At 60.0% G+C, this 26,075-nt stretch carries 22 protein-coding genes, 1 pseudogene and 1 riboswitch; of the genes and pseudogenes, 6 read left to right on the forward strand and 17 right to left on the reverse strand.

What is annotated here, in order from left to right:
- Positions 1 to 530 precede the first annotated feature (530 nt).
- The 6 genes from metE to AC0L3L_RS25235 form a co-directional block, all read right to left on the reverse strand.
- On the reverse strand, positions 531 to 2,870 hold the full coding sequence (metE, locus tag AC0L3L_RS25210; RefSeq protein WP_473639660.1) for a 5-methyltetrahydropteroyltriglutamate--homocysteine S-methyltransferase: 2,340 nt from the start codon (positions 2,868 to 2,870) through the stop codon (positions 531 to 533).
- 115 nt (positions 2,871 to 2,985) lie between these two features.
- A riboswitch (cobalamin riboswitch) is annotated at positions 2,986 to 3,183 on the reverse strand.
- Positions 3,184 to 3,576: 393 nt separating this feature from the next.
- Positions 3,577 to 4,569, reverse strand: coding sequence for an adenosine kinase (locus tag AC0L3L_RS25215; RefSeq protein ID WP_473639593.1), 993 nt, complete (start codon positions 4,567 to 4,569; stop codon positions 3,577 to 3,579).
- 109 nt (positions 4,570 to 4,678) lie between these two features.
- Positions 4,679 to 5,854, reverse strand: a complete 1,176-nt coding sequence (gene metK / locus AC0L3L_RS25220; RefSeq protein ID WP_473639662.1) for a methionine adenosyltransferase — start codon at positions 5,852 to 5,854, stop codon at positions 4,679 to 4,681.
- A 53-nt stretch (positions 5,855 to 5,907) separates the two neighbouring features.
- Positions 5,908 to 7,245 carry a serine hydroxymethyltransferase gene (locus AC0L3L_RS25225; protein WP_473639595.1) on the reverse strand — a complete coding sequence of 446 codons (1,338 nt, stop codon included), beginning with the start codon at positions 7,243 to 7,245 and terminating at the stop codon, positions 5,908 to 5,910.
- A gap of 30 nt (positions 7,246 to 7,275) precedes the next feature.
- Positions 7,276 to 7,626 carry an ArsR/SmtB family transcription factor gene (locus AC0L3L_RS25230; RefSeq protein WP_473639597.1) on the reverse strand — a complete coding sequence of 117 codons (351 nt, stop codon included), beginning with the start codon at positions 7,624 to 7,626 and terminating at the stop codon, positions 7,276 to 7,278.
- 183 nt (positions 7,627 to 7,809) lie between these two features.
- Positions 7,810 to 8,079 (reverse strand): hypothetical protein, encoded by a 270-nt coding sequence (locus AC0L3L_RS25235; RefSeq protein WP_473639599.1) that lies wholly within the window; start codon positions 8,077 to 8,079, stop codon positions 7,810 to 7,812.
- Positions 8,080 to 8,201: 122 nt separating this feature from the next.
- Here AC0L3L_RS25235 and AC0L3L_RS25240 point away from each other — a divergent pair, with 122 nt between their 5' ends.
- Positions 8,202 to 8,819 carry a type IV toxin-antitoxin system AbiEi family antitoxin domain-containing protein gene (locus tag AC0L3L_RS25240; protein ID WP_473639601.1) on the forward strand — a complete coding sequence of 206 codons (618 nt, stop codon included), beginning with the start codon at positions 8,202 to 8,204 and terminating at the stop codon, positions 8,817 to 8,819.
- Complete coding sequence (locus tag AC0L3L_RS25245; RefSeq protein WP_473518268.1) at positions 8,812 to 9,681, forward strand: nucleotidyl transferase AbiEii/AbiGii toxin family protein; 870 nt, start codon at positions 8,812 to 8,814, stop codon at positions 9,679 to 9,681. The genes AC0L3L_RS25240 and AC0L3L_RS25245 overlap by 8 nt, the downstream gene beginning before the upstream one ends.
- A gap of 363 nt (positions 9,682 to 10,044) precedes the next feature.
- Here AC0L3L_RS25245 and AC0L3L_RS25250 read toward each other — a convergent pair whose 3' ends face one another.
- The 6 genes and pseudogenes from AC0L3L_RS25250 to AC0L3L_RS25275 all read right to left on the reverse strand — a co-directional run bounded on the left by AC0L3L_RS25250 (position 10,045) and on the right by AC0L3L_RS25275 (position 15,380).
- Positions 10,045 to 10,995 (reverse strand): restriction endonuclease, encoded by a 951-nt coding sequence (locus AC0L3L_RS25250; RefSeq protein ID WP_473639603.1) that lies wholly within the window; start codon positions 10,993 to 10,995, stop codon positions 10,045 to 10,047.
- Positions 10,992 to 12,185: a three-Cys-motif partner protein TcmP gene (locus AC0L3L_RS25255; protein WP_473639605.1), complete on the reverse strand. Its 1,194-nt coding sequence runs from the start codon at positions 12,183 to 12,185 to the stop codon at positions 10,992 to 10,994. Before AC0L3L_RS25255 ends, AC0L3L_RS25250 begins: the two co-directional genes overlap by 4 nt.
- 100 nt (positions 12,186 to 12,285) lie before the next feature.
- Positions 12,286 to 13,075: pseudogene (locus AC0L3L_RS25260) on the reverse strand (phage Gp37/Gp68 family protein).
- A gap of 36 nt (positions 13,076 to 13,111) precedes the next feature.
- On the reverse strand, positions 13,112 to 13,543 hold the full coding sequence (locus tag AC0L3L_RS25265; protein WP_473639606.1) for a PIN domain-containing protein: 432 nt from the start codon (positions 13,541 to 13,543) through the stop codon (positions 13,112 to 13,114).
- Positions 13,540 to 13,839, reverse strand: a complete 300-nt coding sequence (locus AC0L3L_RS25270) for a hypothetical protein (RefSeq protein ID WP_473479578.1) — start codon at positions 13,837 to 13,839, stop codon at positions 13,540 to 13,542. Before AC0L3L_RS25270 ends, AC0L3L_RS25265 begins: the two co-directional genes overlap by 4 nt.
- A gap of 632 nt (positions 13,840 to 14,471) precedes the next feature.
- Positions 14,472 to 15,380 carry a BRCT domain-containing protein gene (locus tag AC0L3L_RS25275; protein ID WP_473639608.1) on the reverse strand — a complete coding sequence of 303 codons (909 nt, stop codon included), beginning with the start codon at positions 15,378 to 15,380 and terminating at the stop codon, positions 14,472 to 14,474.
- Between the two features lie 616 nt (positions 15,381 to 15,996).
- On the opposite strand from AC0L3L_RS25275, the gene AC0L3L_RS25280 reads away from it, so the two are divergent.
- Entirely contained in the window at positions 15,997 to 16,290 is a 294-nt protein-coding gene (locus AC0L3L_RS25280; RefSeq protein ID WP_473639610.1) for a hypothetical protein, read from the forward strand.
- A gap of 384 nt (positions 16,291 to 16,674) precedes the next feature.
- On the opposite strand, the gene AC0L3L_RS25285 is transcribed toward AC0L3L_RS25280, so the two are convergent.
- Complete coding sequence (locus AC0L3L_RS25285) at positions 16,675 to 17,004, reverse strand: helix-turn-helix domain-containing protein (RefSeq protein ID WP_473639612.1); 330 nt, start codon at positions 17,002 to 17,004, stop codon at positions 16,675 to 16,677.
- Between the two features lie 64 nt (positions 17,005 to 17,068).
- A complete protein-coding gene (locus tag AC0L3L_RS25290) occupies positions 17,069 to 17,422 on the reverse strand; it encodes a hypothetical protein (protein WP_473639614.1) in 354 nt (117 codons plus the stop codon).
- A gap of 1,112 nt (positions 17,423 to 18,534) precedes the next feature.
- On the opposite strand from AC0L3L_RS25290, the gene AC0L3L_RS25295 reads away from it, so the two are divergent.
- Both AC0L3L_RS25295 and AC0L3L_RS25300 read left to right on the forward strand, forming a co-directional pair.
- Positions 18,535 to 18,783: a DUF6088 family protein gene (locus AC0L3L_RS25295; RefSeq protein WP_473518262.1), complete on the forward strand. Its 249-nt coding sequence runs from the start codon at positions 18,535 to 18,537 to the stop codon at positions 18,781 to 18,783.
- Between the two features lie 43 nt (positions 18,784 to 18,826).
- Entirely contained in the window at positions 18,827 to 19,129 is a 303-nt protein-coding gene (locus AC0L3L_RS25300) for a DUF6088 family protein (RefSeq protein ID WP_473639663.1), read from the forward strand.
- Positions 19,130 to 19,213: 84 nt separating this feature from the next.
- On the opposite strand, the gene AC0L3L_RS25305 is transcribed toward AC0L3L_RS25300, so the two are convergent.
- The 3 genes from AC0L3L_RS25305 to AC0L3L_RS25315 all read right to left on the reverse strand — a co-directional run bounded on the left by AC0L3L_RS25305 (position 19,214) and on the right by AC0L3L_RS25315 (position 23,759).
- The gene (locus AC0L3L_RS25305) at positions 19,214 to 19,759 is read right to left on the reverse strand and encodes a (2Fe-2S)-binding protein (RefSeq protein ID WP_473639615.1); all 546 of its coding nucleotides are present in this window, start codon (positions 19,757 to 19,759) and stop codon (positions 19,214 to 19,216) included.
- Positions 19,756 to 22,578, reverse strand: a complete 2,823-nt coding sequence (locus AC0L3L_RS25310) for a xanthine dehydrogenase family protein molybdopterin-binding subunit (RefSeq protein ID WP_473639617.1) — start codon at positions 22,576 to 22,578, stop codon at positions 19,756 to 19,758. Before AC0L3L_RS25310 ends, AC0L3L_RS25305 begins: the two co-directional genes overlap by 4 nt.
- A 1,037-nt stretch (positions 22,579 to 23,615) precedes the next feature.
- Positions 23,616 to 23,759, reverse strand: coding sequence for a hypothetical protein (locus tag AC0L3L_RS25315; protein WP_473479330.1), 144 nt, complete (start codon positions 23,757 to 23,759; stop codon positions 23,616 to 23,618).
- A 1,395-nt stretch (positions 23,760 to 25,154) separates the two neighbouring features.
- Between AC0L3L_RS25315 and AC0L3L_RS25320 the strand changes: the two genes are divergently transcribed.
- Positions 25,155 to 25,928 carry a hypothetical protein gene (locus AC0L3L_RS25320; protein WP_473489001.1) on the forward strand — a complete coding sequence of 258 codons (774 nt, stop codon included), beginning with the start codon at positions 25,155 to 25,157 and terminating at the stop codon, positions 25,926 to 25,928.
- Positions 25,929 to 26,075: the final 147 nt, after the last annotated feature.

Consider the following 26,075-nt stretch of genomic DNA (forward strand, 5'->3'; position numbering starts at 1 on the left):
TTGTGTCGAAGCAACATTCCACCGCGATCCATGCCCTTGGAAAAGCTCCGTTCCAGCGAACCTCAGCAGAAGCGGAGCAAACGCCATGCCAGATGCAGCCAAGCTTCAATTCGAGCGATGAGGAATGGTCGCAGCTTGCGGCTGGGCGGTATGGCTATTTTGTCGATGTCCGCCACATGCGACGCATTCCCTCGAAACCGATGCTCTTGATGGGCGATTTCGCCGCCGATATCTCGATGATGCCGGTGCTCAGGCGAGACCGCCAGCTTTGGCCCCTCGTGTCTGTTGACCGCTGGCGTTATGAGAGGCTGAAGCTCACGGACAAGCCGCCTTCCTCCATCTCGTGGTCGAAGTCATCCGTCCTTCCAGAAGTGCTACCAAATCCTGCCCCGCCGCTGAGCCGTCGAGCGGACCTTCGGCTGGACGACAAGGGTGGAGCCTCGCACGCGTCTACCGGTGCGCGACTTTTCGATCCCGTCCTTTCTGCTTTGAATTCAATCCGCGAAGCCCGCTGTTCACATGTTTGCCGGTCACAGTGGCCCAGCGGCCTGCGCCTGCACTTTCTCCCGCAGCGCGCGTGCTGCAGCGACCATGTTGATGAGGGCAGGGCGGACCTCCTCCCATTTCCTTGTTTTGAGGCCACAGTCCGGATTCACCCACAATTGGCCGTCGGACAGTCGCTCGCAGGCAAGTTGGGCGAGATGCAATATCTCGCCGATCTCCGGGACACGTGGTGAGTGAATGTCGTAGACGCCAGGACCGATTTCGTTCGGATATTTGGACTTGGTGAAGGCGTCTAGCAGTTCCATTTTGGAGCGCGACGTCTCGATCGAAATGACGTCCGCGTCCAGTTCAGCGATCGAGTCGATGATCTCATTGAACTCCGAATAGCACATGTGGGTGTGAATTTGGGTCGCGTCCTCTACACCCGTTGAAGCGAGACGGAAGCATTCGACTGCCCAGCCGAGATAATGTTTCCAATCGGACTTCCGCAGGGGCAAGCCTTCGCGAAACGCGGCCTCATCGATCTGGATCACCCTTGCGCCAGCTCTTTCAAGGTCGGCCACTTCATCGCGAATGGCGAGTGCGATCTGGCGGCAGGCCTCGGCGCGGGGTACGTCGTCGCGAACAAAAGACCAGTTAAGAATCGTCACTGGGCCTGTGAGCATGCCCTTCACCGGCTTTTTCGTCAGCGACTGGGCAAATTGCCACCAGAGAACCGTCATCGGATTGGGCCGCGATACGTCGCCGAAGATGATTGGAGGGCGCACCAGCCGGGAGCCGTAACTTTGCACCCAGCCATGCTGGGTGAAGGCGAGGCCGGACAGCTGCTCGCCGAAATGCTGCACCATGTCGTTTCGTTCGAACTCGCCATGTACCAGCACGTCCAGCCCGATCTCCTCCTGCCAGCGGACCGCCGCCTCGGTCTCCTTCTTCAGGAAGGCCTGGTAATCGACATAGCTCAGCCGGCCCTTCGCATGAGCGGAGCGCGCCCTGCGCACATCGGGCGTCTGCGGGAAGGACCCGATCGTCGTCGTCGGGAACGGCGGCAGGCCGAGCGTGTCAGCCTGGACTCTGGAGCGCTTGGCAAATGCGCGCTTTCGTTGCTTCATGGCGCCGTCAATGCTGATAACCCGCCCATGGACGAGCGGATCATGGACCTTTCCAGACATTGCGCGCGCCGCGGCCGCCTCGGCAGAAGCTTTCAGTGCGCCTGCTACGGCCTCCCTGCCTTCGGATAAGGCTCGGGCCAGCACAAGCAGCTCTTCACTCTTCTGGGCGGCGAATGCCAGCCACGAACCGACGTCCACATCGAGCGCGGTCTCCATCCGCAGGTCCATCGGCACATGAAGCATCGAGCAGGAAGGCGCAATCTCGACGCGATCCAGCGGCCAGCCGGCAACGATCGGCTTGATGCGGTCGAGAATGGCAGCCAGGTTCGCGCGCCAGACGTTGCGGCCGTCGATCAAGCCAAGTGAGAGCACCAGATCCTTCGGTGCGAGCCGACCAACCGTCTCCAACTGCTCGGGAGCGCGCACGAGGTCGAGATGTAGGCCCGCCAGGCGCAGCGAAAGCGCGGTCTCCAGATTGTCTCCCAGCGGCCCGAAATAGGTCGCCAGCATAATTTTCAACTTGGGCGCGGCTTTCGACAGCTGGCCGTATGTGAATTCGAAGGCAGCTCGTTCGTTCGGGTTAAGGTCGAGCACAAGCGCCGGCTCATCAATCTGCACCCAGTCGGCCCCCGAGAGCTCCAGCCTCCGCAGGAGTTGCTCGTAGACGGGCAGCAGGCGCGGTAGGAGCGCTATGGGATTGAAGCCCTGGTCGGGAGACTTTGCCAGCTTGAGGAAGGTCACCGGTCCAAGGATGACCGGGCGTGTATGGATGCCGAGCTCTTTTGCCTCCAGAAAGTGATCGACTGGTTTCGTCGACGAGAGGGCGAATGTCTGATCGTCGCCCAGCTCCGGCACGATGTAGTGGTAGTTCGTGTCGAACCATTTGGTCATTTCCATCGCGGTTACGCGCTGCCCTGCATGCCCGTGACTGGCGCGTCCGCAACCCGCGGCATCGCCTTGCGTCCCGCGCGCCATCGCGAAATAGATGTCGAGTGGGACCTCCCCGCCCGTCCAGCCGTAACGAGCTGGCACGGCGCCGACCATTGCTGCGGTGTCGAGCACATGGTCATACAGTGAGAAATCGTTCGACGGGATTTTCGACACGCCGCGGTCGTGCTGCTCGCTCCAGCTGGCGGCACGGAGTGCCTTCGCCGTCGACAGAAGGTTGGCAGCAGAAGATTTTCCGGACCAGTAGCTTTCGAGCGCGAATTTCAGTTCTCGCCGGCGACCGATACGCGGCACGCCAAGCGTTGCTATGGGAACTTGCTGGGAGACAATCATTCCATACCCCGATGGTTGGGGCGGGGACAAGGAAGGCGCTAGCAGGCCGGCATGAACGCCGAGCTGCCGCGGCCACCAGACACCCCGCCCGTGGACGTTGTTCACCGTGGCAGGTCTCCTGGCTCGCGGGTCACAGCCTCTGCCCGTCTTCCCGGGGCAGTTCGCCCCAGTGACATTGGTGGGTTGGCTCGCCGCTTACAGTTGCGGGGGCAGCGCCGGATTGCACCGGCTTCCCTCTTAGCTCCGCTACGGCAACGCCTTGCGGAGAACCACGACACGCAGACAATCGCAGCAGCCCGCTTTGTTGTCAATGCGGTATAAAGAAATGTTTATATGTTTATGTGAACCGTTCACCTGCGGCGTGTTTCCAAAGTAGCAGGTCGCGGTAGAGCTGAGCCATTTGCGCCACTCGCCGGTCTGCGCAGGCTGTGCTTGGCCGCTCGGGCAATCTGCCAGTCTACGATCCCGGCTCAAAACGACTTTCGTCAAAAAGGGCGTGTTGGCCATCATGATCGGCCGGCAGTACTGGCCCGAAGTGCGACAACGTCCCTAAGCCTCAACAATCAGAAATTCGGAGAAAAACCGCCGTCCTTCACGCAGGCACGCGACAGTCGATTTACCCGCGCCTGTCTGGACAGCCTGCACAACGGCAAGGTGGGCAGCACCTCGCGGAAATGCTGCCCTACAACAGCCCCGCCTGCTTGGCCTCGCGGCGCAAATTCTGCCGCGGCCTGGGGCCGATCTGCTGGATCACCAATCCGGCCGCCAGTGAGCCAAGGTCGCCGCAGGTCTGCAGGTCGCGGCCCTGCGTGTAGCCATGCAGGAAGCCGGCGGCATAGAGATCGCCGGCACCCGTGGTGTCGACCAGTTCCTTGATGGCGGTCGCCTTGATCACCACCGTTTCGCCGCCGCGCACGATCACCGAACCTTTTTCAGAGCGGGTCACGGCGGCGACCCTGCAATCCTTGCGGATCTGCGCCAGCGCCTCGTCGAACGACGATGTCTGGTAGAGCGACTTGATCTCGTGGTTGTTGGCAAAGACGATGTCGACCATGCCCGAACGCATCAGGTCGAGGAATTCGTCGCGGTAGCGGTCGACGCAGAACGAATCCGACAATGTCATGGAGACTTCGCGGCCTGCCGCGTGCGCCAGCTTCGCCGTCTGCCGGATCGCTTCCTTGGCGCGCGGCGGGTCCCACAGATAGCCTTCGAAATAGGTGACCGCCGCACCCGAAGCCTTGTCTGCTTCGACGTCCTCCGGCCCGAGCTCGATGCAGGCGCCGAGATAGGTGTTCATCGAGCGCTCGCCATCGGGCGTGACGAAGATCATCGAGCGCGCCGTCGGCGGCTCGCCGTTGAGCGGCTTGGTGTCGAAAGCAACGCCCTGCGCATGGATGTCATGGGCATAGATTTCGCCGAGCGGGTCGTTCGAGACCTTGCCGAAGAAGGCGGCGCGACCGCCGAAGGAGGCGACGCCCGCCGCCGTGTTGCCGGCGCTGCCGCCGGAGGCTTCGATCGCCGGGCCCATGCGGCTGTAGAGCAGTTCGGCGCGCTGTGTGTCGATGAGGTTCATCGCACCCTTGATGATGCCGTTGGTCTCGAGGAATGCCTCGTCGCACTGGGCAATGATGTCGACAATGGCATTGCCGATGCAAAGCACGTCATATTTCGACATCAGTGTCTCCGCCAAAAACCCGAGCCGGCTTCTCGCCACGCCGGGGCCGGCGTGTTTTTGGCGAGTGTGGAATGGATCGCCCTATGCCGACGCATCCAATACCGGCGCATCACGCAGCTGCCGGTCCTGCCTCACGCAACAGGTCGTCAGCTCTGTCCGTCTTTTCCCAGGTGAACTCCGGCTCTTCGCGGCCGAAGTGTCCGTATGTCGCGGTCTTGCGGTAAATCGGCCGTAAGAGATCAAGCGCCTTGATGATGCCTTTCGGCCGGAGATCGAAAAGCTCAAGGACGGCGCGCTCGATCCTTTTTTCATCAATCTTTGCGGTTCCGAATGTATTGACGAGGATAGAGACCGGCGCGGCCACACCGATCGCGTAAGCAAGCTGAACCTCGCACACCTGCGCCAGTCCGCTGGCAACGACGTTTTTTGCAACGTACCGCGCCGCATAGGCGGCCGACCGATCAACCTTGGACGGGTCCTTGCCCGAAAAGGCACCGCCGCCGTGACGCCCCATACCGCCGTAGGAATCGACGATGATCTTGCGGCCGGTGAGCCCGCAGTCGCCGCGCGGCCCACCGACCACGAACCGGCCTGTTGGATTGACCAGGAACCTTATCCCGGTAGTATCCAAGTCGTGGGGCAAGACCGGCCTTATGATCTCCTCAATGACGCCTTCGCGGACCGTGGCTTGTGAGACCTCTTCGTCATGCTGCGTCGACAGGACTATGGTATCGAGCGCTATCGGGCGCAAACCCTCATAACGGACGGACACTTGAGATTTAACGTCCGGGCGAAGCCAGCCAAGGCGTCCGGTTTGGCGCACCTCCGCCTGTTTTTTTGTCAATTCGTGAGCGAGTTGGATTGGCAACGGCATCAATGTTTCGGTCTCGTTGCACGCGTACCCGAACATGAGGCCCTGATCCCCCGCTCCCTGCTCGAGATCCTGCCCTCGTCCCTCGTCGACGCCCTGGCTGATGTCAGGCGACTGCTCGGTCAAGGCCAAGATCAGGGCGCAACGCCGGCCGTCAAAGCCGATCGCATCGTCGTCATATCCAATGTCCAAAATGATATCGCGGGCAACTTGGCTGTAGTCGATATGCGCGTGACTGGTGATCTCGCCAGCCAGAACGACCATCCCTGACTTCACCAACGCTTCACAAGCGACACGAGCCTTGGGATCCTTACGAAGGATCGCATCGAGCACGCCATCTGAGATATTGTCGGCCATCTTGTCGGGATGTCCGGCGCCGACGGATTCGGAAGAAAACACGAATTGTCTGGGCATGAAATGTCCTCGCTTCAAACGTTGGAATTGATGTGACAGTTGATCCGGCCGTCTTACCTGTCGGAGATGCCCGGCACGTCGAACGCAGCGCAGAAGTCGGCAACGTCTCTGCGCACGCGGGCATGGACGTCCGAATCATCGGGCTGGCGGCAAACCAGGTCGATGAAAGCGGCAATCTGCAGCATTTCCGCCTCGCGCATGCCCACAGACGTCACTGCTGGCGTGCCTAACCGAATGCCGCTGGTGAGCGCGGGATGGCGCCGGTCCCCCGGCACCATGTTGAAATTCGTAATGATACCTGCTTGCGACAGACGCTCGGCATAGGCTTTCCCAGACAGCGGCCGGTCCCTAAGATCAAGGATCAGCATGTGATTGTCAGTGCCCCCCGTGACGAGTTCATAACCTCGCTCCAGAAGGGCCTGGGCCAGAGCCTTGGCGTTGTTGACGATCTGCTGACCGTACACACGGAAGGATGCATTCCCTGCTTCGTGCAGAGCGACAGCTAGCGCGGCAATCGTATTCATGTGCGGTCCGCCCTGGAGGAGAGGGAACACGGCACGGTCTATGCGTTTGGCCAGATTGTGTTTGCTCTTGGAATGGTAGAGCGCCTGATAGCGGTCTTCATTCCTTGACAAGATGAAGCCACCGCGGGGGCCGCGGATCGATTTGTGAGAGGTGCTGGTGACAACATCGCAATGGCCAACGGGATTCGGATGCGCTCCTGCGACAATGAGACCGCTGATGTGGGCGATGTCGGCTACCAGATAGGAGTTCACCTCCGAAGCAATGTCGGCCATTGCCTCATAGTCAAAGATGCGCGGATAAGCAGTTCCGCCGACCCAAATGAGCTTCGGTCGTTCGCGTTTGGCCGTCTCGCGCAAGCGGTCATGGTCAATCTGCTGCGTCTTTTCGTGCAGCCCGTACGGAACTCGCTGATAATCAGTGCCGGAGAAGTTGACGGCCCAACCGTGCGTCAGATGCCCCCCGCCGGGGAGGGTCAAGCCCATCATCTTGTCTCCCGGACACAACAGCGCTCGACAGACAGCCTGATTGGCCGGCGAGCCGGAATAAGGCTGCACGTTGGCGTGTTCATAGCCGAACAGCGCCTTCAATCGCTCGATGGCGAGATTCTCAAGCTCATCGACAATCTCGTTTCCGGCGTAGTAGCGCGCGCCGGGATATCCCTCGGCATACTTGTTGGTGAAAATAGACCCGGTCGCTTCCAGCACCGCCGAGGACGCGAAGTTCTCGGAGGCGATAAGTTTGAGGGTCGTCCGCTCCTGGCGCTCCTGTCTTAAAAGCAGCTCGTGAACGCGAGAATCTGCGACAGCCAGGTGAGGCCACTCGCAAGTGTCAAGCTCCGCGATGGCGCCGCCAGTCGAATTGTCCATATCAGCTTCGCGCTCCATTGGGACTAAGTTTCAGGACAAGCAGGCGGCCACCTTGGACCGCGCGCCCTGTATCGCCTCCAGGCGCTGTAGGTCTTGTCTGTGATGGCCATCGCCGTGGGGCAGGAGATCAACCAACAATTGAACCAAGCCGCCGTCCGAGCCTCCTGCTTCGAGGTGGTACGAAGGCCAGGGGCGCTGTTCGTTGCCGAGAAGAAAGCCGGCTCTGGCGAGCTGGCGCACGTGTGCGACCACGTGCTCCTGAGACAGACTCAGAACTTCTGCTAGCTCGCAGACGGTCAGGTCCGCATGCGCACAAAGTCCCAGGATTCGAAGTCGATCAAGATGAGCCGCGGCCTTTAGGCGCATGACCAGTGTCATCATCGGCCGGCACTCCTTGTATTGACTTCCTCCATTTGGCGTCCTTCCACTAATTTCAGAGGCAATCTTGCCATCCGACGAGGTCAATACGCCCGACCGCATCGCAGATCGTTTCCGATACGCCACGGTCTCGACCCGCGGCCCAAATGATAGGCTCAACGTACATACTCTCAGCGGTTTAGAGTGCTAAAAGTCCGCGATTTTCTTTGAAGGATCTGTTGCGACACGTGCATAACCGGCTAGGATTCGCCCCAGCACAACGGCGGCTGCGCGGTAAGGCCGGCTTGCGAAGATGCGGCGAACGGCCGAGGCCTTCATGCGCCGGTCGCCGCGCGATGGGCAGGGACGCTCAGCATCGATGGGGATGAAATCCATCTTGTCCATGGCTCCGATCTCTATCCCGATGGACCACATCCCAAGGAAACCGATATCCTGGTCGAAGGCGCCGCCGTCCACGGCGAGCTCAAAGCATGGCTGCGGCGCAAGGCTCAATGCGGCTGACGATTGGCTTCCATTGATTCTCAACAAGTGATACAAATCATCGGACTGTAACCCCTTAGTTCCCAGATTTCGTATCAATGCCAGAGCCCGCTTCCCAGCGCCAAATCGCCCACGCACTTCTGACACTGCGCGGAATCGCGCGTCTCGCGGAGCTGCGCAACGCCGGCGTAACAGCGGCCACGATGAGTCGCATGGAACGGGATGGGGAGGTGCTCCGGCTCGCACGCGGCCTCTACCAGCTCTCCGATGCGCCGCTCGACGCTAATCATAGCCTAGCCGAGGCTGCCAAGCGCGTATCCAAAGGCGTTGTCTGCCTTGTGTCAGCCCTGGCATTCCACCAGCTGACGGATCAGCTTCCGAGACAGGTATGGCTGGCCATCGGCCAGAAAGACTGGGCTCCCAAACCCGACGGCACACCCATTCGCATCGTGCGTTTTACCGAAAGTCTGCTCAACGACAGCGTCGAAACTCATGTTGTCGAGGGCGTGACCGTAAAGGTCTTTGGGGTTGTCAAAACAATCGCGGACTGTTTCCGATATCGCAACAAGATCGGCCTGTCGGTGGCGATCGAGGGCCTCCAGGAAGCGCTTCGCCAGCGCAAGGCCACGCCCGGCGAAATTGCCAGGCAGGCTGAGCGTGGCGGTGTCGCCACGGTCATCCGGCCGTATATCGAGGCGCTGACTGCCAATGGCTAAAGAGATCAAGAACATCGGCGCCTCAGTGCGCGCACGTCTGCTGCAACTCGCCAAGGTAAGTGGCCAGACCCTCGATCTGGTTCTGACCCGCTTCGCCCTCGAGCGGCTGCTTTTCCGGCTTAGCCAGTCACCCCACGCCGACCGCTTCGTGCTGAAGGGCGCGATGCTGATGATGAGCTGGTTCGATGATCCGCACCGCGGCACCCGCGACCTTGACCTGCTGGGTTTTGGCGATCCGAGCGCGGAGCCGATGCTGGCGACGTTTCGGGAGGTCCTGGCGCAGGACGCTGGCGATGGCGTCGAGTTCGACGCTGACGCACTCCGGGTCGACCGCATTCGCGAGGAGCTGGAGTATGGTGGGCTCAGGCTGCGGACGACGGCCTCGATCAGCGGCGCCCGGGTCAGCCTGACGATCGACATCGGCTTTGGCGATGCGCTGGAGCCTGGTGCCGAAGAGCTGGACTATCCTTCCATGCTCGACTTTCCCATGCCCCGGCTGCGGGCTTATGCGCGGGAAACCGTCATTGCCGAGAAATTTCAGGCGATGGTGGCGCTGGGGCGGGCGAATAGCAGGATGAAGGACTTCTACGACATCTGGATTCTTAGCCGGTCCTTCACCTTCGACGACGACAGGTTGCCACGAGCGATCGCCGCCACCTTCGCGCGGCGCGGAACGGCGATACCTCAAGACCTGCCCGATGCGCTGACGTCGGCCTTTGCCGAGGATGCGCAAAAGCAGCGACAGTGGCGCGCGTTTGTTGGAGAAGTCGCTCACGATCCGGGTGATCTTGGGAACGTCATTAGAGATGTAGCTGCATTCCTCATGCCCCAGGCAGCCTCAGCAGCGAGCTTGGGCCAATGAGCAGCTTGATTTCCACTGTCGGATTGTGGGGAGCGGACAAGGCGGTCGCGCTGAGTGGATATACGCCCCATCAGCGCGTCCCAAGTCCGATCGAGCTCACTTCTCTGCTCCAGAGCGCGTATCGGGTCCAACGTTCAGGCCAGTATCGCTCGCGGCGGCCGTAGCGAGAGCCGCTACGACCCGAGACGATGGGCCGGTCGCAAATGAACCGGTCGAACTGTCTGGGCAATACTCATTGAGATCCCTCCCTGGGATGCACGCCCCTGGCCAGGATTCTCACAGCAGATTGTCCGATTGCTGCGCTACGTAGGGCCGGGCGGGGGCACAAACCGGTAGACGTTTTTCAAAATGCAATGTGTGTCGCTATTTCTCGGCTTCAGACCGATCGCCTCCCAATCGCAGATCGGCGGTGTCCTCGGAGTCTTTTGGGATCTGGAGGGAGATGCGCCAATCGTTCGTTTTTCGCCGGCGCGAGGCGAATTCGACGCGCTGGATCGCGGCCATCTCGTCGGATGCGTATTCGACCTTGTGCCCCTCATCGAGAGTGATCTGCTCGGCCTCTGTCCAAAGTGCGACGGTGAGGAGGACGTCACCGAGCACGCAGGGGCCGTTGGTGGTTGTGAGGGTGACTGAGCCAGGATAAGGAAAGCATGCCGTCCGGAACGCAGGCGGTTGCGCCTTATGAATGCCGTCAAACGGATCTGCGGCCTCTTGAATTTGGTGCCACAGATCGTTTAGAGACCAAGTTGTATCGGACTCAGTGTTGCGAAAGATCGGTGCGAGCGGGTCAGTATCCTCCGGTAAAATGAAATCGACGTCCTGGGGACTGGGAACTTTCCAATCGAGCGAACGAAATCTCCGGATGCCGACCTGTGCAATGGCACAGGCCCGATGCCAAAAGAGCACAAAGTCCAGTCGCAAGATCGAGTTGATTTCCGCAACCGTAATTTCCGAAAGTTTCCGCAGCGAAATGCCCGCATGAGACGCGACAATCTGAGCCTCTGGGGAAAACCCAGATACACTGACGGCAATGGTTCGATCCGCGCCAATCGAAGACTTCTTTGTGGCTAGCTGCTCGATCCAAGTTACGTCCTGGGTCTTTCGCCAGCGTCGACATTCGATTGTAACAAGCATTTCGGTGCTGGCGACCCGAGCACGAATGCTTGCATCCACTTCTCTCATCCGACCGGTGAGTTTGCAGCGAAGACGATCCGGCGACGTAACGACCAGGCCCTGAGGTCCGGCGTCGGCCTCAATCCGCGCGACTAGGGATTCGAACTCGCGCCATTCCGGGTCCCGACGCCGCGCGGTCATCCTTTGGCACCGCCCTTTGTCCCGGCGTTCAAGAACATTGGGAAGAAGCTGATCTGCTTCTTGATCTTGATCACGTCATCGACGCCAATTGTATTGGCCTTCCTCCGCTCACCTCCAGCGGGGGTTATGACCTCAAGGTCCGGATTCTCTATGATCGCCGCGTGCACATCGTCCGCATGTGCAGGTGTGATGTTGTAGATGCTCTCATAGAAGTCCATGACGGACATGGCGTCCCCGGATTCCGTGATCAGGCGTGGAATATCCCCGAGAAGCTGATTCTTCGCCGAAGCTCGACCGCTGATATCGAAGAGATAGAGCATGCCTTCATGATGCTTTGGATCATAGGACAGCATGTTAAGGCCAGACCGACCGAAATGTGCCTGTAAGCTGGCGTTGTCGTGGAGGACATTGTTGTAGACCTGCCTAGCCCGATAAGCATTGGCGAAGTGGATCAGCCAATACCGCCATCCTCCGGGGTTGTTGATCGAGAATGGGCTGACATAGGGTGCACACAACCGGAAAGCATCAAAGACGATTTTCTCGGCCGTGCCGAGCCAATCCTTCTGACTCATCAGGGCATCCAGCGCTTGGATGTCATTGCTCGTCAAGCCGAGATGATTCAGTTGGGCGCGAAGTCGCTCCGGCTGGTCCTTCTGAAGGAAGGCCAGCAGGGAGCTAATGACGAAGGTGTAGAAGATCTCAGCCGCGGGATAGGAGTGCATGATGTCGAGAATGGTGTTTCGCTCGACGTGACTATGCCCGCACTGATCGAGATTGAAGATGACGCTCCGATACCGGCCTTGCTCCAGTAGGCGCTTCATATTGGGATAGGCGACTTCGAAGAACTCGTTCAGATACTCGACGCGTAAATGCAATTTTGGGCAGGCTTGGTTTGCCTCCGCTTGCATGGGCGCGACGTGCGTCCTCAAAAGCTCGATGACTTCGCGGCTGGCGTCGTTGAATACGAGGAGGCATTCAACTTCGACAGCGCCAAGCCCTTGGACGGCGCGCTGCGTGTTCACCGCCTCGAGGGCTCGTTTCAGTTCCTCGATGAAAATCAACGGCGATCCAGGTGAGCCGCACTGGTAGCGCCCGCCGCCAGCGAAACCGTCGACGATAGCAAGGCGAAAGCGCTCCTGCTGAGGCAGCCTGCAGCGAACCGTCAGGTAGTCGAAGACATATTCGCGCAATATTTTATGCTTGCGGCGAGAGTGTTCCTCCAGCTTTGCTCCGTCGACCCATTCAATATCGTTTTTCGACCACCTAAACTTCCCCCCGCCGGATGTTATTCTACATTGCTACCGCGTCCTGCGGGGTAGTCGGCATCTCGTCCCAAGTCTGGCCCCGATACTCACGCCCGTTGGCTTTCTTTGAACGCTTTTTATTGTCCTTGCCCCAGGTTCCCCACTGCTTGAAGAAGAAGGCGGTACCGGCCGTCAGGCATTGGCCGTAAATTCCATCGATCCATTCTTCCCTGATCGGTCGAGCGAATTTGCCGCTTTCACCGCCTACGATTGCCCAATGGATGTCACGGAGATCGACGGTGCCAACCGATCCAATCAGAGGCTCAAAGGAGATGAAGCGAATGGTCGCGGGTGCCTGGCGGAGATAGTCGACTCGGCTCACGACGTCCGCGTTTTCAATGCTCGTGCCCAGCCAGACATTGGGCAGGATGTCGCCCATCGCCGAGGCGACAAGCGCTGCCATTCGCTCGGGACGCTTAGTAAGAATTTGATAGTTGTGGCGCGGGGTCTCGCGCATGACCTTCCAGACCTTGAGGATGAACTCGTCGCTGACACCCTCGTGAAAGAGGTCGCTCATCGGATTTACAAAGATTTTTCGCGGTTTCTTCCATCCGTAGGGAATGGCCAGCGCCTCGCGGTCTTCCCGCACCACGCCATTCCACACCGTGCGCTTTCCCGTTTTACGGGTAAGCCCCGCATATTTCGCGATGCCCATGGCGTCAAGGCGTTTGGCCCATCTCTATTGCATAACAATGGGTGCAGCCTGCCGTAACGATCGAGCATCCTGCGACCGGTTTCCAAGTGGAGTCTGTCCACTCTATCTGAGTTTCAGCCATCTTGCCCTCCCGAGCATTCCTTGACCCGCCGCCGCATCAGACCGCTCCGCGTATCGGATTGACGACCTCGAGCCCGGCAAAGTCTTTTTCGTTATCCGTTACCAGCACGCACTCGTTCGCTCCGGCGACAGCGGCGATGATCATATCGAGCCCGCTGCGCGGCTTGCCGGCCGCTTTTCCTCCTGCCATCAGCCGCGCCCAGATCAGCCCGGCCTTGTCGTCGAACGAGAGGATGCGGCCTGCAAACAGCGCCTGCGGCCCCTCAGGCCCAGAGAACCACCTGTCGAGTGCGTCGCGTTTTTTCCCGCGCGGCTTCTCCAGAACCCCGCGAAGAATTTCCGCAACGGTCAGCGAAGCGATAAACAAATCCTCGTCAAGCTGTCTCGACATCCATGCCAGGAGCGATTCCGACGGCTGCGATTTGACGACATTGCTGATGATGTTGGTATCGAGGAGGTAGCGTGTCACAGGTCGATCTTCCGTCCCTCTTCATGCGAGCGGGAAAGATCGAGGTCGGCTCCCACCAGCGGCGAACGACGCAATGCGGCGAGGATCCCGCCAGGCTTGGGTGGCTCGCCCGCGATGGTCCGGCTGACAGCAGCGCGCAGGCTAGAGGCATCCGGCCCATCTTCGGCCAGGCGGCGAGCCAAAGATCGAATAAGGTCGCGATCGGCATCGCGGCCAAGCACTTCGAAGCGCGCCAAGCCGCGCTCGCTGAGGCGAGATCGATAGTTTTGAATGGCGCGTTTTTGCGAGCTGCCCATAGTTGCCTCCGACATATTTCCAGTAATATAACCAGAACGCAGGGGTTGATCAAGGCGCGGGCAGTCCGGGCGGTGCTCCCTTGCGGTTGGATGGCATCGGTCTAGGATGCATGGTTGTGCGACGGTATTTTTTGACGAGCGTCGAGCAGGCCGCCGGGCGGCCGCCAGGTGCAAAATCGTCCACCGGTCCCGATAGTTGACGAAACCTCAAACATATTTTTTCGGCGATTTTCCCTAAAATAGAAAGCGTAACTTTTTGACGCCTCAGGGTCGTGGCCAGAAACATTTGGCAGTAACTCAATGGGTTATATGTTGTTTAAACAACCGCGTGGCCTACGTTGAGGGGCATCGATCCGGCTCCTGTTCCGAGCGGAGGACTATCCCCGCTGACAGCCGCCCGACGTGTCGGGCTGAGCGCTGCAATCACGGCGCAGGCGCAGCCGCAGCGGCGGCATGCTCGCAGCCGATCCTTTGCGGGTTGATGGCGCCAGGTGCCGCCGCTACCCGCCTTGAAAAACGACCCGTATCAGGATTCACTAAGGCTCAGGTGTTCAGACTCCGCGCTTCCGACGACTAGGCTCTGAAGCCGCACCTCCAAGACAATAGGGTTTCCCTTTGCCGGATGGAGGCGGTCAGAAACCCAACGCTTTGGCCAGCATCGGTTCAAGAACCAGATGCGGCCGACCTCCCTTTTCGCGAAGCTCCATTGCCCTTATGATCTTCGTGCCTTCGTGGCTGTGCTTCCAGTCCCGAGACGCTTCGGCCGCGACGATGAGGTAGTCGGTCTGGCCGCAGACGGTGTCCTTCCAATCACCGCCGCGTTCGCAAATCATCGCAGCGACTGCCTTTCGCGGGCCGATGGCGAATTTTCCCGTGAGGACGAACATCCGGCTCGGAATCACGAACTGGCTTGCATCCTCCAAGGCGCCGTCAATGACACCCACATTGCCGAAGGTAGGCAGCCCCGTGTCTGTCGCGCTGTCGCCGACAAGACGGGCAATCCACCCGCATATGTCTTCTGCCTCGTCGGCGGTTATGCGACCGTCAGCAAAAGACCTTCTGGCAGTTTCTCCGAGAGATGCCACGCGGCTGTCTCTGCGCAGGACCACACTCGAGTCCAACCTGGACAGCAGTTTTTCGACCTCTGCTGGCGTGATGGAGTTGTCGCAGGCGATACCGGCACAGAATCCGTAGAACTCGTTGACTTCGTCCTTGTCGTCAGCGGCGACAAACTCCCGTGAGCGTATGCCGATTATCGTTTCAAGGACGGCGTAGATCTCTTCGGGCGCGTTACCCCAAATGTCCAGATCGCGGATGAGCTCGGCAGCATCATCGTCGTGAAGAAGGGACAGGAACTGCTCAGCTTCGACCCTGAGTGGCGGCATCTCCGCCCGCTCGACCCGCTCGCTGGCCATCACGCCCTTCAAGAACCCGAGCCAGTACCCCAACGCCTTGCGGTGATTTGCCTGCGCATGGACTCTGCCGGGCGCGGCCCCTTCGTGTTCGAGTTTACCGCTCCTTCCGCGGAACACTTCAACCATTGTCGCCCCCCCTCGACGCTACTTTTCGATTGTAGCAGACATCACAACACTCATCTATCCGCCGACTAGACAACGCGTGCCGAAACCGGAAGGCTTAATCCCCTTAGCTCCTTGCTTTCGAAATGGTAAGGGCCAGGTTGCCACCCCCAGGAACGGCGTTTCGCCCGAGCGGCCGACCAAAGAAGACGCTCTGGACTCACCAAGGATCAGGCCGCCTGAACCCGGTCCGCCTCCGACGCGCTCTGTCCCTCGCGCAGCCGTGCTCGTCCTCAAGGGACGCTCCGCTCAAGCCCTTGCGGAGTGCGCGCGCCTGCGCTTGACGGAACGCGCGACGGCGGCTCCGGGGATCAGGCTTGGGTTCCAGGCCGCTTCGTGCGGGAACCTAAAGCTCGGAGACCGCCTTTCGCCCACTATGCCGACACTGTTCTGTCCCTGGCGCTGCCGTGCTTGTCACCTTTGATTGCATCTGCCGAATTCTCGCGTATCCTGCGGCTGCGCATGTGAGCACAAGGTGGCGCCTGGCGCTTCGACGAGCCACCCCAGCAAAAATCAGCGTCGGCATGGCGACCGAAAATGCTGAGGCAACAGACCGCCACTCCTGAAGGAAACGTTCGTCATGGATTCCCATGCCGTTATTGCGTCCCTGCCAGTCGCCGGGGCCGACCGTACTGTGCTTATCGAGGCCGCCAACGCCGCGTTCGAAAGGGTCATTGAGCGGATTGAGCCGGCCAACGAGAAGCTGACTCGCACCCTTTGGGACGCCGAGTCCTATATCGATAATGAAATCACGGCAGACATGTTGCCGATTTCACGGAACGAGGCTGCGTACCTCGTCGACGTGTTCCTGGTGCATCATGTCATTGGATTAACTGTCGCAGCAGACGAGGAGGCCGCTGAATCCCGGCCGTGAACCTCCCCGGAGGCAGTTCGATCTGCCTGCTGCAATCTCGCGGGCAGCGCGATCAATGCAGTGACCTTTGCCGCCACCTCTTCAAGGGTGGCGGTGAGCCGGTTTATCTGGGAGGCGGTGGCGGCCAGTTCCGGGCCGTAGCGGTGACGAGATATTCCGGTTCTGGCTAAGGGACTGGAGATGCTTGGCCGTCTTCGCGCGAAGGCGCAGGCCCGCCTCCAGGGCGTGCTCCGTGCGTCTCGACAGGTCGTGCTGCAGTTTGCGGATCTGATTGGGATATGCCCACGATGGAGCAAAGCGCGGTCGGGTTAGAGTTCATTGGCATGCCGAGTAGCCGCGCGATGGAGTGGCCGTTCCGACGGCCTCTCCCCAAGACTTAGACTACTAGGGAGACGGCGCCGCCACTTCGTCCTCCATGTCGAGCGATTTTTCGACTGCCTCCGGATTCCGGGCGATGATCCAAAGCAGAGTATTCGCCGCTGCATCCGGTTCCGAGCGACCTTGCTCCCAGTTTCGAAGCGTTGCCAGATCGAGGCCATACCTCACGGCGAACGCCTCCTGGGACAGCTTGGTGCTATCCCGAACTTCGCGAACGCTTATCGGCCGCGGCGCATGAACCTTCGCGATCACTCCTGCGGACGAGAGTTCGTCCTTCAGTGCCCGCAGGTCGTCGACGCAAGGAACAGTCACGAACGCCTTGCCCTGATCGACCATCTCCGTGAGGACCGCATGGGCCGTCCTCAGCGGCAGCTGTCTCCTGACGAGAACCCTAGCAGCCTCAGGAGTATTCGCGCCGTGTAGAAAGCTGAGGCTCAGCCGGACGGGAGAGCCTGACGACACCTGGACGACGTCCCGGGTTCGCACCCGTTGTCCGAACCGCTCCATGAACTTCGATGTAGTCGACATTAAGCTTCTCCGCGATCACTCGATCGAGCTTGCGCAATTTGGACCAACCCCATTGGACATGGGCATCGCCTCCAATATGGAGGTCACGGACAACAAGATGGTTGCTGCCCATCTCCACGTCCCCCAATAGCTGAAGCACGCCATCGGGCGTGACGACATCAAAGAGGAGGCATGGGTCCTCCGAAATTTCAGCGTCCACAATGAGTTCGATATCATCGGGCTGCACACGCGTTCCCTACGCAAATTGCTTATAGAAAGTATGTCAGGTGCTGGCGAGGGTCAAGGCCGCACCGGTCTTCGAATTGGCGCGGTGCTAGCACTCCCGAATCGTGCCAACTTGGCGCTGCCGGGCCGCTCGGACGAGGTGAAAACTCCCGCTGCGAGCTTGGCCCGGGAGCGCCTACGACCTGGTGCTCCGAGTGGACCCCGCCAACGGGTCGGTTGCAGCCGTGGCATCCCTCCCTTCGGAGAGCTTCAGCAACGCAACTCCGGGGCTGCCAACACCCGTTTTATTTTTGGGTATTTGAAAAAACACCTTGCCTGCTATGTTGCTAAAATCGATTTTTGTTAAACGGAACCTGCGGAAATCCCGATGACGAAGACAGCTGTACGTATGCGTCGCGGCCAAGAATCCGTGGGCAAGCGAACGAGAACCCTTCCCAAACTGGCTGAGAAATTGCAGATGCGTCGCTTGGCCAGGATTAACGCCGTCCTGCAGAGGGCGGAAGAATCCGGCCTGCGCGCTGAGAAGGACGGCAGAATTACGGGGCGGTGAGTGCTGATCTAATTAAGAAGGCCAAAGCTCGAACCGGATTGACATCTGATGCCGAGCTCGTCGAATTTGCGTTGGCCAATGTGGCTCTGGAAGACGACTTCGGCGAGACCTTCAGGAAAACACGGGGAACTGTGGATCCGACGCTGAAGCTCGGATTCTGAATTGGCCGATTTCGACTTTGGTGCGGCCGTAAGATGGTCGCGATTTGATTCCCAAAAACCTTGAGCCGCGGCCCCGACATGGAGCTGCCGATCATCGGCAACCTCGTCGGGCCTGAAGTTCCGGGCGAAGGCGGCAATGATCCAGCCGTCTTCGGCAGTCGCCCGACCCGGGATGCCTCATTCGTCCACGCAGGACGGCCCCAAGACCTGCGGCAGCCTTGATCCCGTTCCAAAAAAGCTCAATGCAGACTTCCGGTTATGCACAGGCAGGCCGCGTTATAATTTGGATGGGATATAGCGTCCAGATTTGGCCATAGCCGATCTTGAACTGTTCTTTCCAATCAATACGATAACAGCAATTCGGTCAGAACTCGAATCTTCTCTCTGACAGGAGCTAATGCCATGGAAGGGGTCACGCGGGCGGTTCAAATGCGTACGAAAAGAGCCAAGGAAGGTGCTTTGCTCACTTCGAAGGAATTCGTTGGCTCTGGAAACCGTGCGGCAGCCGATCAAGCTCTCAGCAGACTTGCGAAAAAGGGCCAACTGGCGCGCGTCTACAGGGGAATGTACACGCCCTCCAGGAAGACGCCGTATGGATATGTGCTGCCGGAAGCGGAAGCCGTCGTGAAGTCGTACGCTTCGTTCAGGTGAGAGGATCGTCAATTCCGGTGCTACGGCGGCGAACCAGCTCGGCCTGACGACACAAGTTCCGGTTCAAACAGTCTTTCTCACGACCGGAAAGTCGAAGAACCTGAAACTTGGCCGCTGCACAATACGCCTCAAGCACGCGCCCGCTTGGATCACGAGCCTGCCAAAGAATAGGTCGGGCGAAGCTATCCGGGCAATCGCGCACCTTGGCCGATCTAACGGTGTCCACTACGCGAAATTGCTCAAGAACAGACTGACCCCCGAGGAATGGACTCGCGTAGTCGCCCTCAAGGCGAAAGTGCCCGCTTGGGTCCATGCGGCGATCTCGAAAGCAGAAAATGAGCGGTGAACGGAAACAGACCGCCCGTATTGGCTGTACGTCGACCTGATGTTTGCCGCAGGCCAAATGTCCAGGAACGCCTCATCGCCGGATTCAGCCCTGTACTAGGCCGGGCGTGCTCAGGATCACGTGACGGACCGCCTCATAAGAACGGACATAACCGGCGCAACGACAAATGTGCGGCGCAAGCGCCTGCTCGATCGTGCGTTCGACATCCGCCCTACGGACCGGCTTCTCTTTGAGATGCTCAACCAGCACGGTTGCACCGGTGACAAAGCCCGGCGTGCAATAGCCGCACTGGAACGAAAAACGTTCGACGAAGGCCTGCTGAATCGCCGAGAGCCGGACGACATCGCCATTCGCGTCGCGTTCGGCATGCGCTTCGATGGTGCGGACGGACTTGCCATCGAAGAAATGCGCTCCGGTGATGCAGCTCCGCATCTCGCTAGAATTTCCTTCCGGCCCATCGAGAATGATCGCGCAGGCGTGGCAGATGCCTTGGCCGCAGCCAAGCCGCGAGCCCGTGAGGTTGAGATATTCGTGCAGGAAGTCGATCATCATCAGATCGTCGGGTACGTCGACCGGGCCGACCTTGCGATCGTTGACGGTCATCGAAAGTGGTCGCGTGGCGACGGTCACGGGAGGGCCTCCAAAATCCTTTCCGGCGTGATCGGCGTTTGATAAAAACGCTTGCCGATGGCGTGGTTGACGGCATTGACGATCGCCGGAACGATCGCGATCATCACGACCTCAGCCATTCCCTTTGGTGGGTCGATTTCGGAAAGCGGCGCCAACACCTCCGATGTCTGTGTCCAGACCGCGACATCCCTGGCATGCGGCAGGCGATACCGGTTCCAGTTCCACGTCCCGTCGCCGGGACCGTCCTCATAGAGCGGCAATTCCTCGAGCAGGGCGTGGCCGACGCCCATAGCCAGGCCGCCTTGGAGCTGACCCGAGACGAGTTCCGGCACGATTTGAGTGCCGCATTCGAGGATGGAATGATGTGCAAGGAGCTTCACGTCGCCTGAGGCGGTGTCCACTGCGATTTCGGCGATCGTCGCTACGCCCGTGTAACAGGTGCCGGCGGCGTTCTGGCGCTTTACCGGCGGATAGAAGACCTGGCGCCGGTCGAGAAAATGGAAGCCGCCGCAGGTCATCAGCGCCTTCAAACCAGCCGGCGCGCTTTGGCCATAGCAGACCGAAAGCGCGTCGACCGGCAAGCGGACGGCGCCGACGTTCGGCACATCGAACACCGCCTCGGCCCATTGCCAGCGGTTGAACACATGGACGCTGACTCCCGTGACCAGGCCGAGCCTGTGCGCCGCCGCCGCGAGTTGTTCCAGTGCGAGCGGCTCCATCCCTCCAGCCGTCAATTTGCCATCTGCGATCCGCACGTCCGCCATGTCGACAGCGAGCGGCCCCGCCCGCCCGCCGCCCGGTCCACTCGACCAGAGCGCGACCGCAGCCGGCCAGAGCGACAGGCGCAGCAGCGCCCGCGCCGCCGTCCGCGTGGCGTGGCCGACGAAATAGGCGCTGTTTGAGGCGCTCATCGGTGAAATAAACGAGGGCGTCCAGCGCGGATTGCGTGCCAGCGCGTCCTCCCTGTCCTGCGGCGTCGTATAGGGCTCCTCGGTGGAGACGAGAGGCATCTCGGGCCAGTCGACGATTCCGAAGGCATAGTCGTGCGGCACCCGGCCGATGATGTCGGCGACCATCACCGCCTGAGAGGTGGTCAGGCCCGTGCCGATATCATTCCCGTTCTGGCGCATTGTGAGCCGGCCGGACGGATCGAATGACAGCGTGGTCACCGCTGCCTCGGCTCCGGTGCCGTAATCCTTCTGCACCTGCGCGAAACCGATGCCATAGCGCTTACCCGGATTGGCGTCATCGAACGCCGCTTTGTTCGCATCGCGATCCCTCCACAACGGATGGGCACGGGCTCGCTCCAGGATCTCCTCGGTTCTTAGCGCCTCGCCGGCAATGGCGCCCTGCGAGTTCTTCATGCCGGTCTTGAACGCGTTCTTGAGGCGAAGCTCGATCGGATCGATGCCGAGCAGTTCGGCCGCCTCATCGATCATCATCTCGGTCGCGGCCATGGTCTGCAGCGTTCCGTACCCGCGCGTCGAGCCAGCATCGACAGCGCGCGAAGCGCGGACCTCGACCGAGAAATCGCTCTTCGGCAGATAATAGATGCTCTGCGCCGCGCTGGCCCCGACCTTGCCAACCTCGGGCGAGAAATTGCGCCGTCCTCCGGCATCCGTGCGATAGTTGCCTCTCATGATGCGGAAGGCGTGCGTGGAGCGATCCACGACAAGCGTATTCTCCATCCAGAAGGCATGGCGCTTCAACCCCATCTGGAACTGCTCGAAGCGGTCGTTGGCAAGACGCACCGGGCGCCCGTCGCCATAGAGGCCAGCCAGGACGGCGTAGTAGGGAAAGATCGAATGATCCTTGGTGCCGTATCCGACCGTGTAACCGATCGAAAGCTCGAGCGCCTTCACCGCGAACCGCGATTTCGACAGCATTTCCAGCGTCGAGGTCGCCACCTCGTAAGGCGATTGGGTCGCGATGAGTGCGTGCAGGGTCGAACTGCCCGGCTCGAACCAGGCATTGCCATTGTCGGCTTCCATCGCGCAGGCGTCGGTCGACTGCGAGAAATAGCTTCGCTTCAGGACCAACGCGCCGTCCCCGGCAGCCGTGATCTCACGCTCGATCTCGCCCGCCGCCCACAGGGCGCGGGCCGCCGCATCGCCGCTCCGATCCGGCTTCGGCCAGACGACCCGATCGCCGTCGAAACTGCCGTAGATGGTGGTGCCTTCGAGCGGAGCGGTTTCATCCGATATCGTACCGCCGATGCGCACGAACCGGCTGGCGCCGTAATGAGGTGGCGTTTCGTAGCCGCCGACCGCGCCCCAGCGCACGATGCCCTTGGCGAAACGGACCAACCGCTTGGCCGCGTCGAACCGCGCGAAATCCTTGTAGATCAAGAGCGCGACTGGCTGACCGAGCAGGCGCGGAATGCGCCCCTTTGGCACCAGGAACATGTCGCCATAGAAGCCGGGAGCCGTCGTTTCCGGCGGCGCAAGACCATCGCGCACAAGGTCTTCGCCGACTATCAATCGGTCGGGCTTGAGACCTCCGCCCAGCAGTGAGAGGTTCAGCCCGTCGAACGGAGCGTCGGCCCGGGTGCCGCGGATCAGGAACGCGTGGCTCTGTTCTTGCGGCCAGCCCGCTATGTCACGGGCGCGAAAATCGCGGGTGAAGGTCTTTTCCCCGGTGACCTTGGCCACGGCGTCCATCCGAAAACGCGGCCGACCGTCCGGTCCGATCCAGTTTGGCGAACGGCCGGGAGAATTGGCAATGGGCGCAGCGGGCCGGCCCAGAAAACCGATCTTGACCGCGATCCCCGCACCAGCCGCCGCTGCGATGAACTGGCGCCGCGAAACCCTGCCGCTCATGCCGTCTCCCCGAACGGCCGAGAGCCCGACCCTACACCCGGCCGGCTCGCCTCACCTATGTACTCCCGACTCGGGGCCGTTTCGCCATTCCGGCATCGCCGACAAACGGAACGGCCTTGCCCGGTCATGAAAAATCGCCGGGCCATTGCGTCAGTCCGCAAGATTGAAGCGCATGACTTCTGCTTCGGATCCGAATGTCCTGATACACACGTTTTTCTGTTGTGAGCCCTTCGAAGGAGATGGTCGAATTCTATGTGGCCGGGCGACACCGGCTGGCTTGTATGTCGCCCGGCGCCCCGCGGAAACAACATTGCGAGTTTTTCCCTTCCTGAATCCGACGCCTGATCGGGCGGCTATTTTACAGCCAAGCTAGCCGCCCACGTGCAGAACTCCCGACAAACTCAGCGGCGCTGCGCGGTTTCTTAAACTTCCAGTCACGTTTGCAACGCGCGTGTTGGAATCGGTGAATCCACGACACATTACCCCCACGTTTTGGCCACGAAGTTGCCGCAATATCCCTCGACATAGCCGGCGTTGCCTGAGACGGTTCGGTCCGGCACCGGCTCAACCAAGCCCCCCCGCCCAAGGGTCTGTGCCGGATCGAACCACTCTCTTCATGAGGGACACAGGTCCGAACCCCGAAATGCGCTCATTAGAAGCAAGCTGATCCGCTTCATTGATGCGTGGTCTCCCAAATTGCACAGGGCGGCAAAGACCTGCACGGCGACAATGGTTTGACGCGCGCCTCGGCTTCAGGCGAGAGGCAACTCTGGCCGGCTCTACGATGCCTTCGATGTGAGAGGCTCCTTCGAAGTAGCAACCTGATGCTGGTCGCTAAGCAGGCTTGCCTACCCGTCGCCGCTGTCGATGCTCCCATCATAGTTGGTGTCCTCAACTGTGCCTGATGATCCAACGATCTCGTCGATGTTGCAGTGATCGTGGTAGATCTCGGTCACTGTGCCTTGGCTCTGGCTGCAGATCGGCTCCCTGTTCCCATAGGTTGCGGTCGAACTAAGTTCGAACCGCGTCACAGGCTTTCACACGTGAAAAACGCTGACCGCCATGTTGCTCTCCGCATCGGGTTCGCCCAGGACGTGAAATGCCGCTTTGTAGGATCCATCTGTTCCAACCGCTGGCAGACAGACAAAGTCGACAGCGACCGACGCAATGATGCCTGTCATGTTCATTCCTGGGATTCCCCTCTCGGTCTATCGCGGTTCCGCGCAAGTTTAGGATCATCTGCTGCACCAAGCGTGCCAAAAGAGAAAAGCTTTCAACTGCACGGTTGTGGGCCGCCCGTGTCAGTCGGACCTCTGACATTGTTGCAAAGTCGACACTGTCGTTCTGGCTGGCCATAGGCTTGAGGTCTTCGGTCGCGACCACGCAAGCCAGAGCTGACTCGGCGACGAGAGGCGGGGGCATCGGCAAAAGACGCAACACGTTGAATTGCCCAAAAACAGGCATGGTGTCAGGATGGCTGCATTCCCGCGGTAATACCAATGGCGTCTGACAAGCAGAGCGCGTCGGCGCCACTTGCACCCTCATCCATCGAACTCTTTTGACCCGATCGTAGGACCATCCACAGTTGGCCCCGGACAGGAGCGCGAGAAACCGACCGTCTTTGGGGAAAGGTTTCTGTGAGTCGAGGGGATTGCAGCCAAAGCAAGTTAGTCGATGGCGGGCCTGCATCAATGCGGTTGGGGCGCAAAGCCGCGCGGCAATTGCACCCGGTCAAGGTGGCGCTGAAGTATGCCGTCCTTTCCGAGGTGGCTGCGCCAGGCGACTCCCGTTGAGAAAACCCCGGAACAAAGGCATTGAAGACGTCGCGATCGCCCAGCCGACGGTTGGCTCGCCGCGGGCTGGTGCTGACGACCGCGGCACATAGACGACAGGCGGCCGCGTCGAGAACGGAGCGGCATTGCGCGATGCCGTGCTGCCCGCCCGCGCGCGTTTTTGCCGTCGGACCTTTGCTCCTCGCCTGGCGCCGGTTGGGCCGGGGGATTGCCACGGGTGGCCTGCGGCAGGAATGCCTTGGCGGTGGCATGGTACAGCGATGCTATTGGCGCGGCGCGGCGCAAATTGCCGGTCAGGTCGCGACTGATTTCCTTGCCGAGGGAGCACGACAGCTCGGCCGCGGCTGATCAGCCGGAGTGGGCGATGGTCCTCATCGAAACCGTCGAGCATGCAAGCCTGCGCCCAAAGGAGAACCTGCTGCGGGGGATCTCATGCCGGGCTCTTGCAAGGAACCGGAAGGGGGAGGTGAAAGAGTCGGCGACGGCGTGCCATTCATGCCCTCGGGCAGACCCCACTCATCGCATTTGATGCCAGCCTCATCATATTTTCCTTGGCTCAGGCGGGCTCTTGGCAGACCCACAGAGCTGGGAACCCTCTGCCAGACTACAACTGTAACATCATATCGGTTCAGCAGGTCAAGCTTTGGTGGTAACCTCATTGGGTAGAATAGCGACTTTGGAGACCGAGCAATGGATCGCGATAACAAACGGGCACGCGCAGCTGCAAGTTCATCCCAAGGCGGGGGAAGACGCAGTGGCCTCCTGGACCTTCCAGAGGGGCCATTGAGCGATGTTGCAGAACGGCTGGTAACCGCTAACCCGCGCGATACAGCGCGAAATCTTGGGGGCTTCAAAGACCTCGGGACGCAAGCGCGGACAGCCGTTCGGGGCACTCAACCCGGGCCAGAAACTGACCTCGCGAAATTTGAAAGGCGGGCCAATCAGCTCGGACAATCAGCCATGGAGCTGGCCCGGAAATTGACAGACGGATTGGGGTACCAGCCGGATAACGTCGCATTGGAGCAAGTCAGAGCGGTCAGTAGTATAGCCAATTACATAACGCCACAGATGCAAGATGCTGTTGTTAATCGCATTGGCAACATGGAGCCACCGGAGCAAGCTCTCGGAGCTCTTTACGCTTCACAAAACTTCGGTAAGTTTAATGATGCAAATAAATCCCGCATTTTTGAGCAGGCCATTGAATTGGCGGCTGATCCTCATAATCACCACATGGTCAAGGAGAACGCACAAAATGCCATTATCGCCGTGTATCATGAATTAGACGCAAATCAACAGGCGCAAGCTAGCTCACTTCCCCACCTGCATGGTCTGTTGCAGAACATGCCTCCGCCGCGGTATGCAGCAGCGGAACGGAATGCGAATCTGGACGGCCATATAGCAGGTCTTGAGGCTGCAGTCCGTGCGACAAGCGCGCAAATCTCCTATGAACAGCTGCAGCGGGGTGGTCTAGTCGGTCAGGCCATTAACCACGACTTCAGTCACGCTCGAGACGACCTGATGGCTGCCTCCAGAAGCAGAGATCGCTCGGGCCGTTGAGGTCTCGGCCATGGTACAGTGACGCCTTCTCTCCCGAATTCCGTTCACGGCCTTGCCGTTTCCAATTCGCTGTCCGTTGACGTACCTGCTTAGTGTAACTTTCAAAAACCACGTCTTCGGGTGGTCGATGCAAGCATCGCACCACCC

Source organism: Mesorhizobium sp. WSM4849 (assembly GCF_055811385.1).

Bases quoted from the DNA above. Each gene is read 5' to 3' on its own strand.
- AC0L3L_RS25270 (WP_473479578.1), bottom strand. From the start codon at position 13,839: ATGGGCAGCTCGCAAAAACGCGCCATTCAAAACTATCGATCTCGCCTC.
- AC0L3L_RS25280 (WP_473639610.1), top strand. From the start codon at position 15,997: ATGGATTCCCATGCCGTTATTGCGTCCCTGCCAGTCGCCGGGGCCGAC.
- metK (WP_473639662.1), bottom strand. From the start codon at position 5,854: ATGCCCAGACAATTCGTGTTTTCTTCCGAATCCGTCGGCGCCGGACAT.
- AC0L3L_RS25240 (WP_473639601.1), top strand. From the start codon at position 8,202: ATGCCAGAGCCCGCTTCCCAGCGCCAAATCGCCCACGCACTTCTGACA.
- AC0L3L_RS25225 (WP_473639595.1), bottom strand. From the start codon at position 7,245: ATGGACAATTCGACTGGCGGCGCCATCGCGGAGCTTGACACTTGCGAG.
- AC0L3L_RS25250 (WP_473639603.1), bottom strand. From the start codon at position 10,995: ATGACCGCGCGGCGTCGGGACCCGGAATGGCGCGAGTTCGAATCCCTA.
- AC0L3L_RS25215 (WP_473639593.1), bottom strand. From the start codon at position 4,569: ATGTCGAAATATGACGTGCTTTGCATCGGCAATGCCATTGTCGACATC.
- AC0L3L_RS25275 (WP_473639608.1), bottom strand. From the start codon at position 15,380: ATGGTTGAAGTGTTCCGCGGAAGGAGCGGTAAACTCGAACACGAAGGG.
- AC0L3L_RS25295 (WP_473518262.1), top strand. From the start codon at position 18,535: ATGGAAGGGGTCACGCGGGCGGTTCAAATGCGTACGAAAAGAGCCAAG.
- AC0L3L_RS25310 (WP_473639617.1), bottom strand. From the start codon at position 22,578: ATGAGCGGCAGGGTTTCGCGGCGCCAGTTCATCGCAGCGGCGGCTGGT.
- AC0L3L_RS25245 (WP_473518268.1), top strand. From the start codon at position 8,812: ATGGCTAAAGAGATCAAGAACATCGGCGCCTCAGTGCGCGCACGTCTG.
- AC0L3L_RS25315 (WP_473479330.1), bottom strand. From the start codon at position 23,759: ATGACAGGCATCATTGCGTCGGTCGCTGTCGACTTTGTCTGTCTGCCA.
- AC0L3L_RS25230 (WP_473639597.1), bottom strand. From the start codon at position 7,626: ATGATGACACTGGTCATGCGCCTAAAGGCCGCGGCTCATCTTGATCGA.
- AC0L3L_RS25285 (WP_473639612.1), bottom strand. From the start codon at position 17,004: ATGGTCGATCAGGGCAAGGCGTTCGTGACTGTTCCTTGCGTCGACGAC.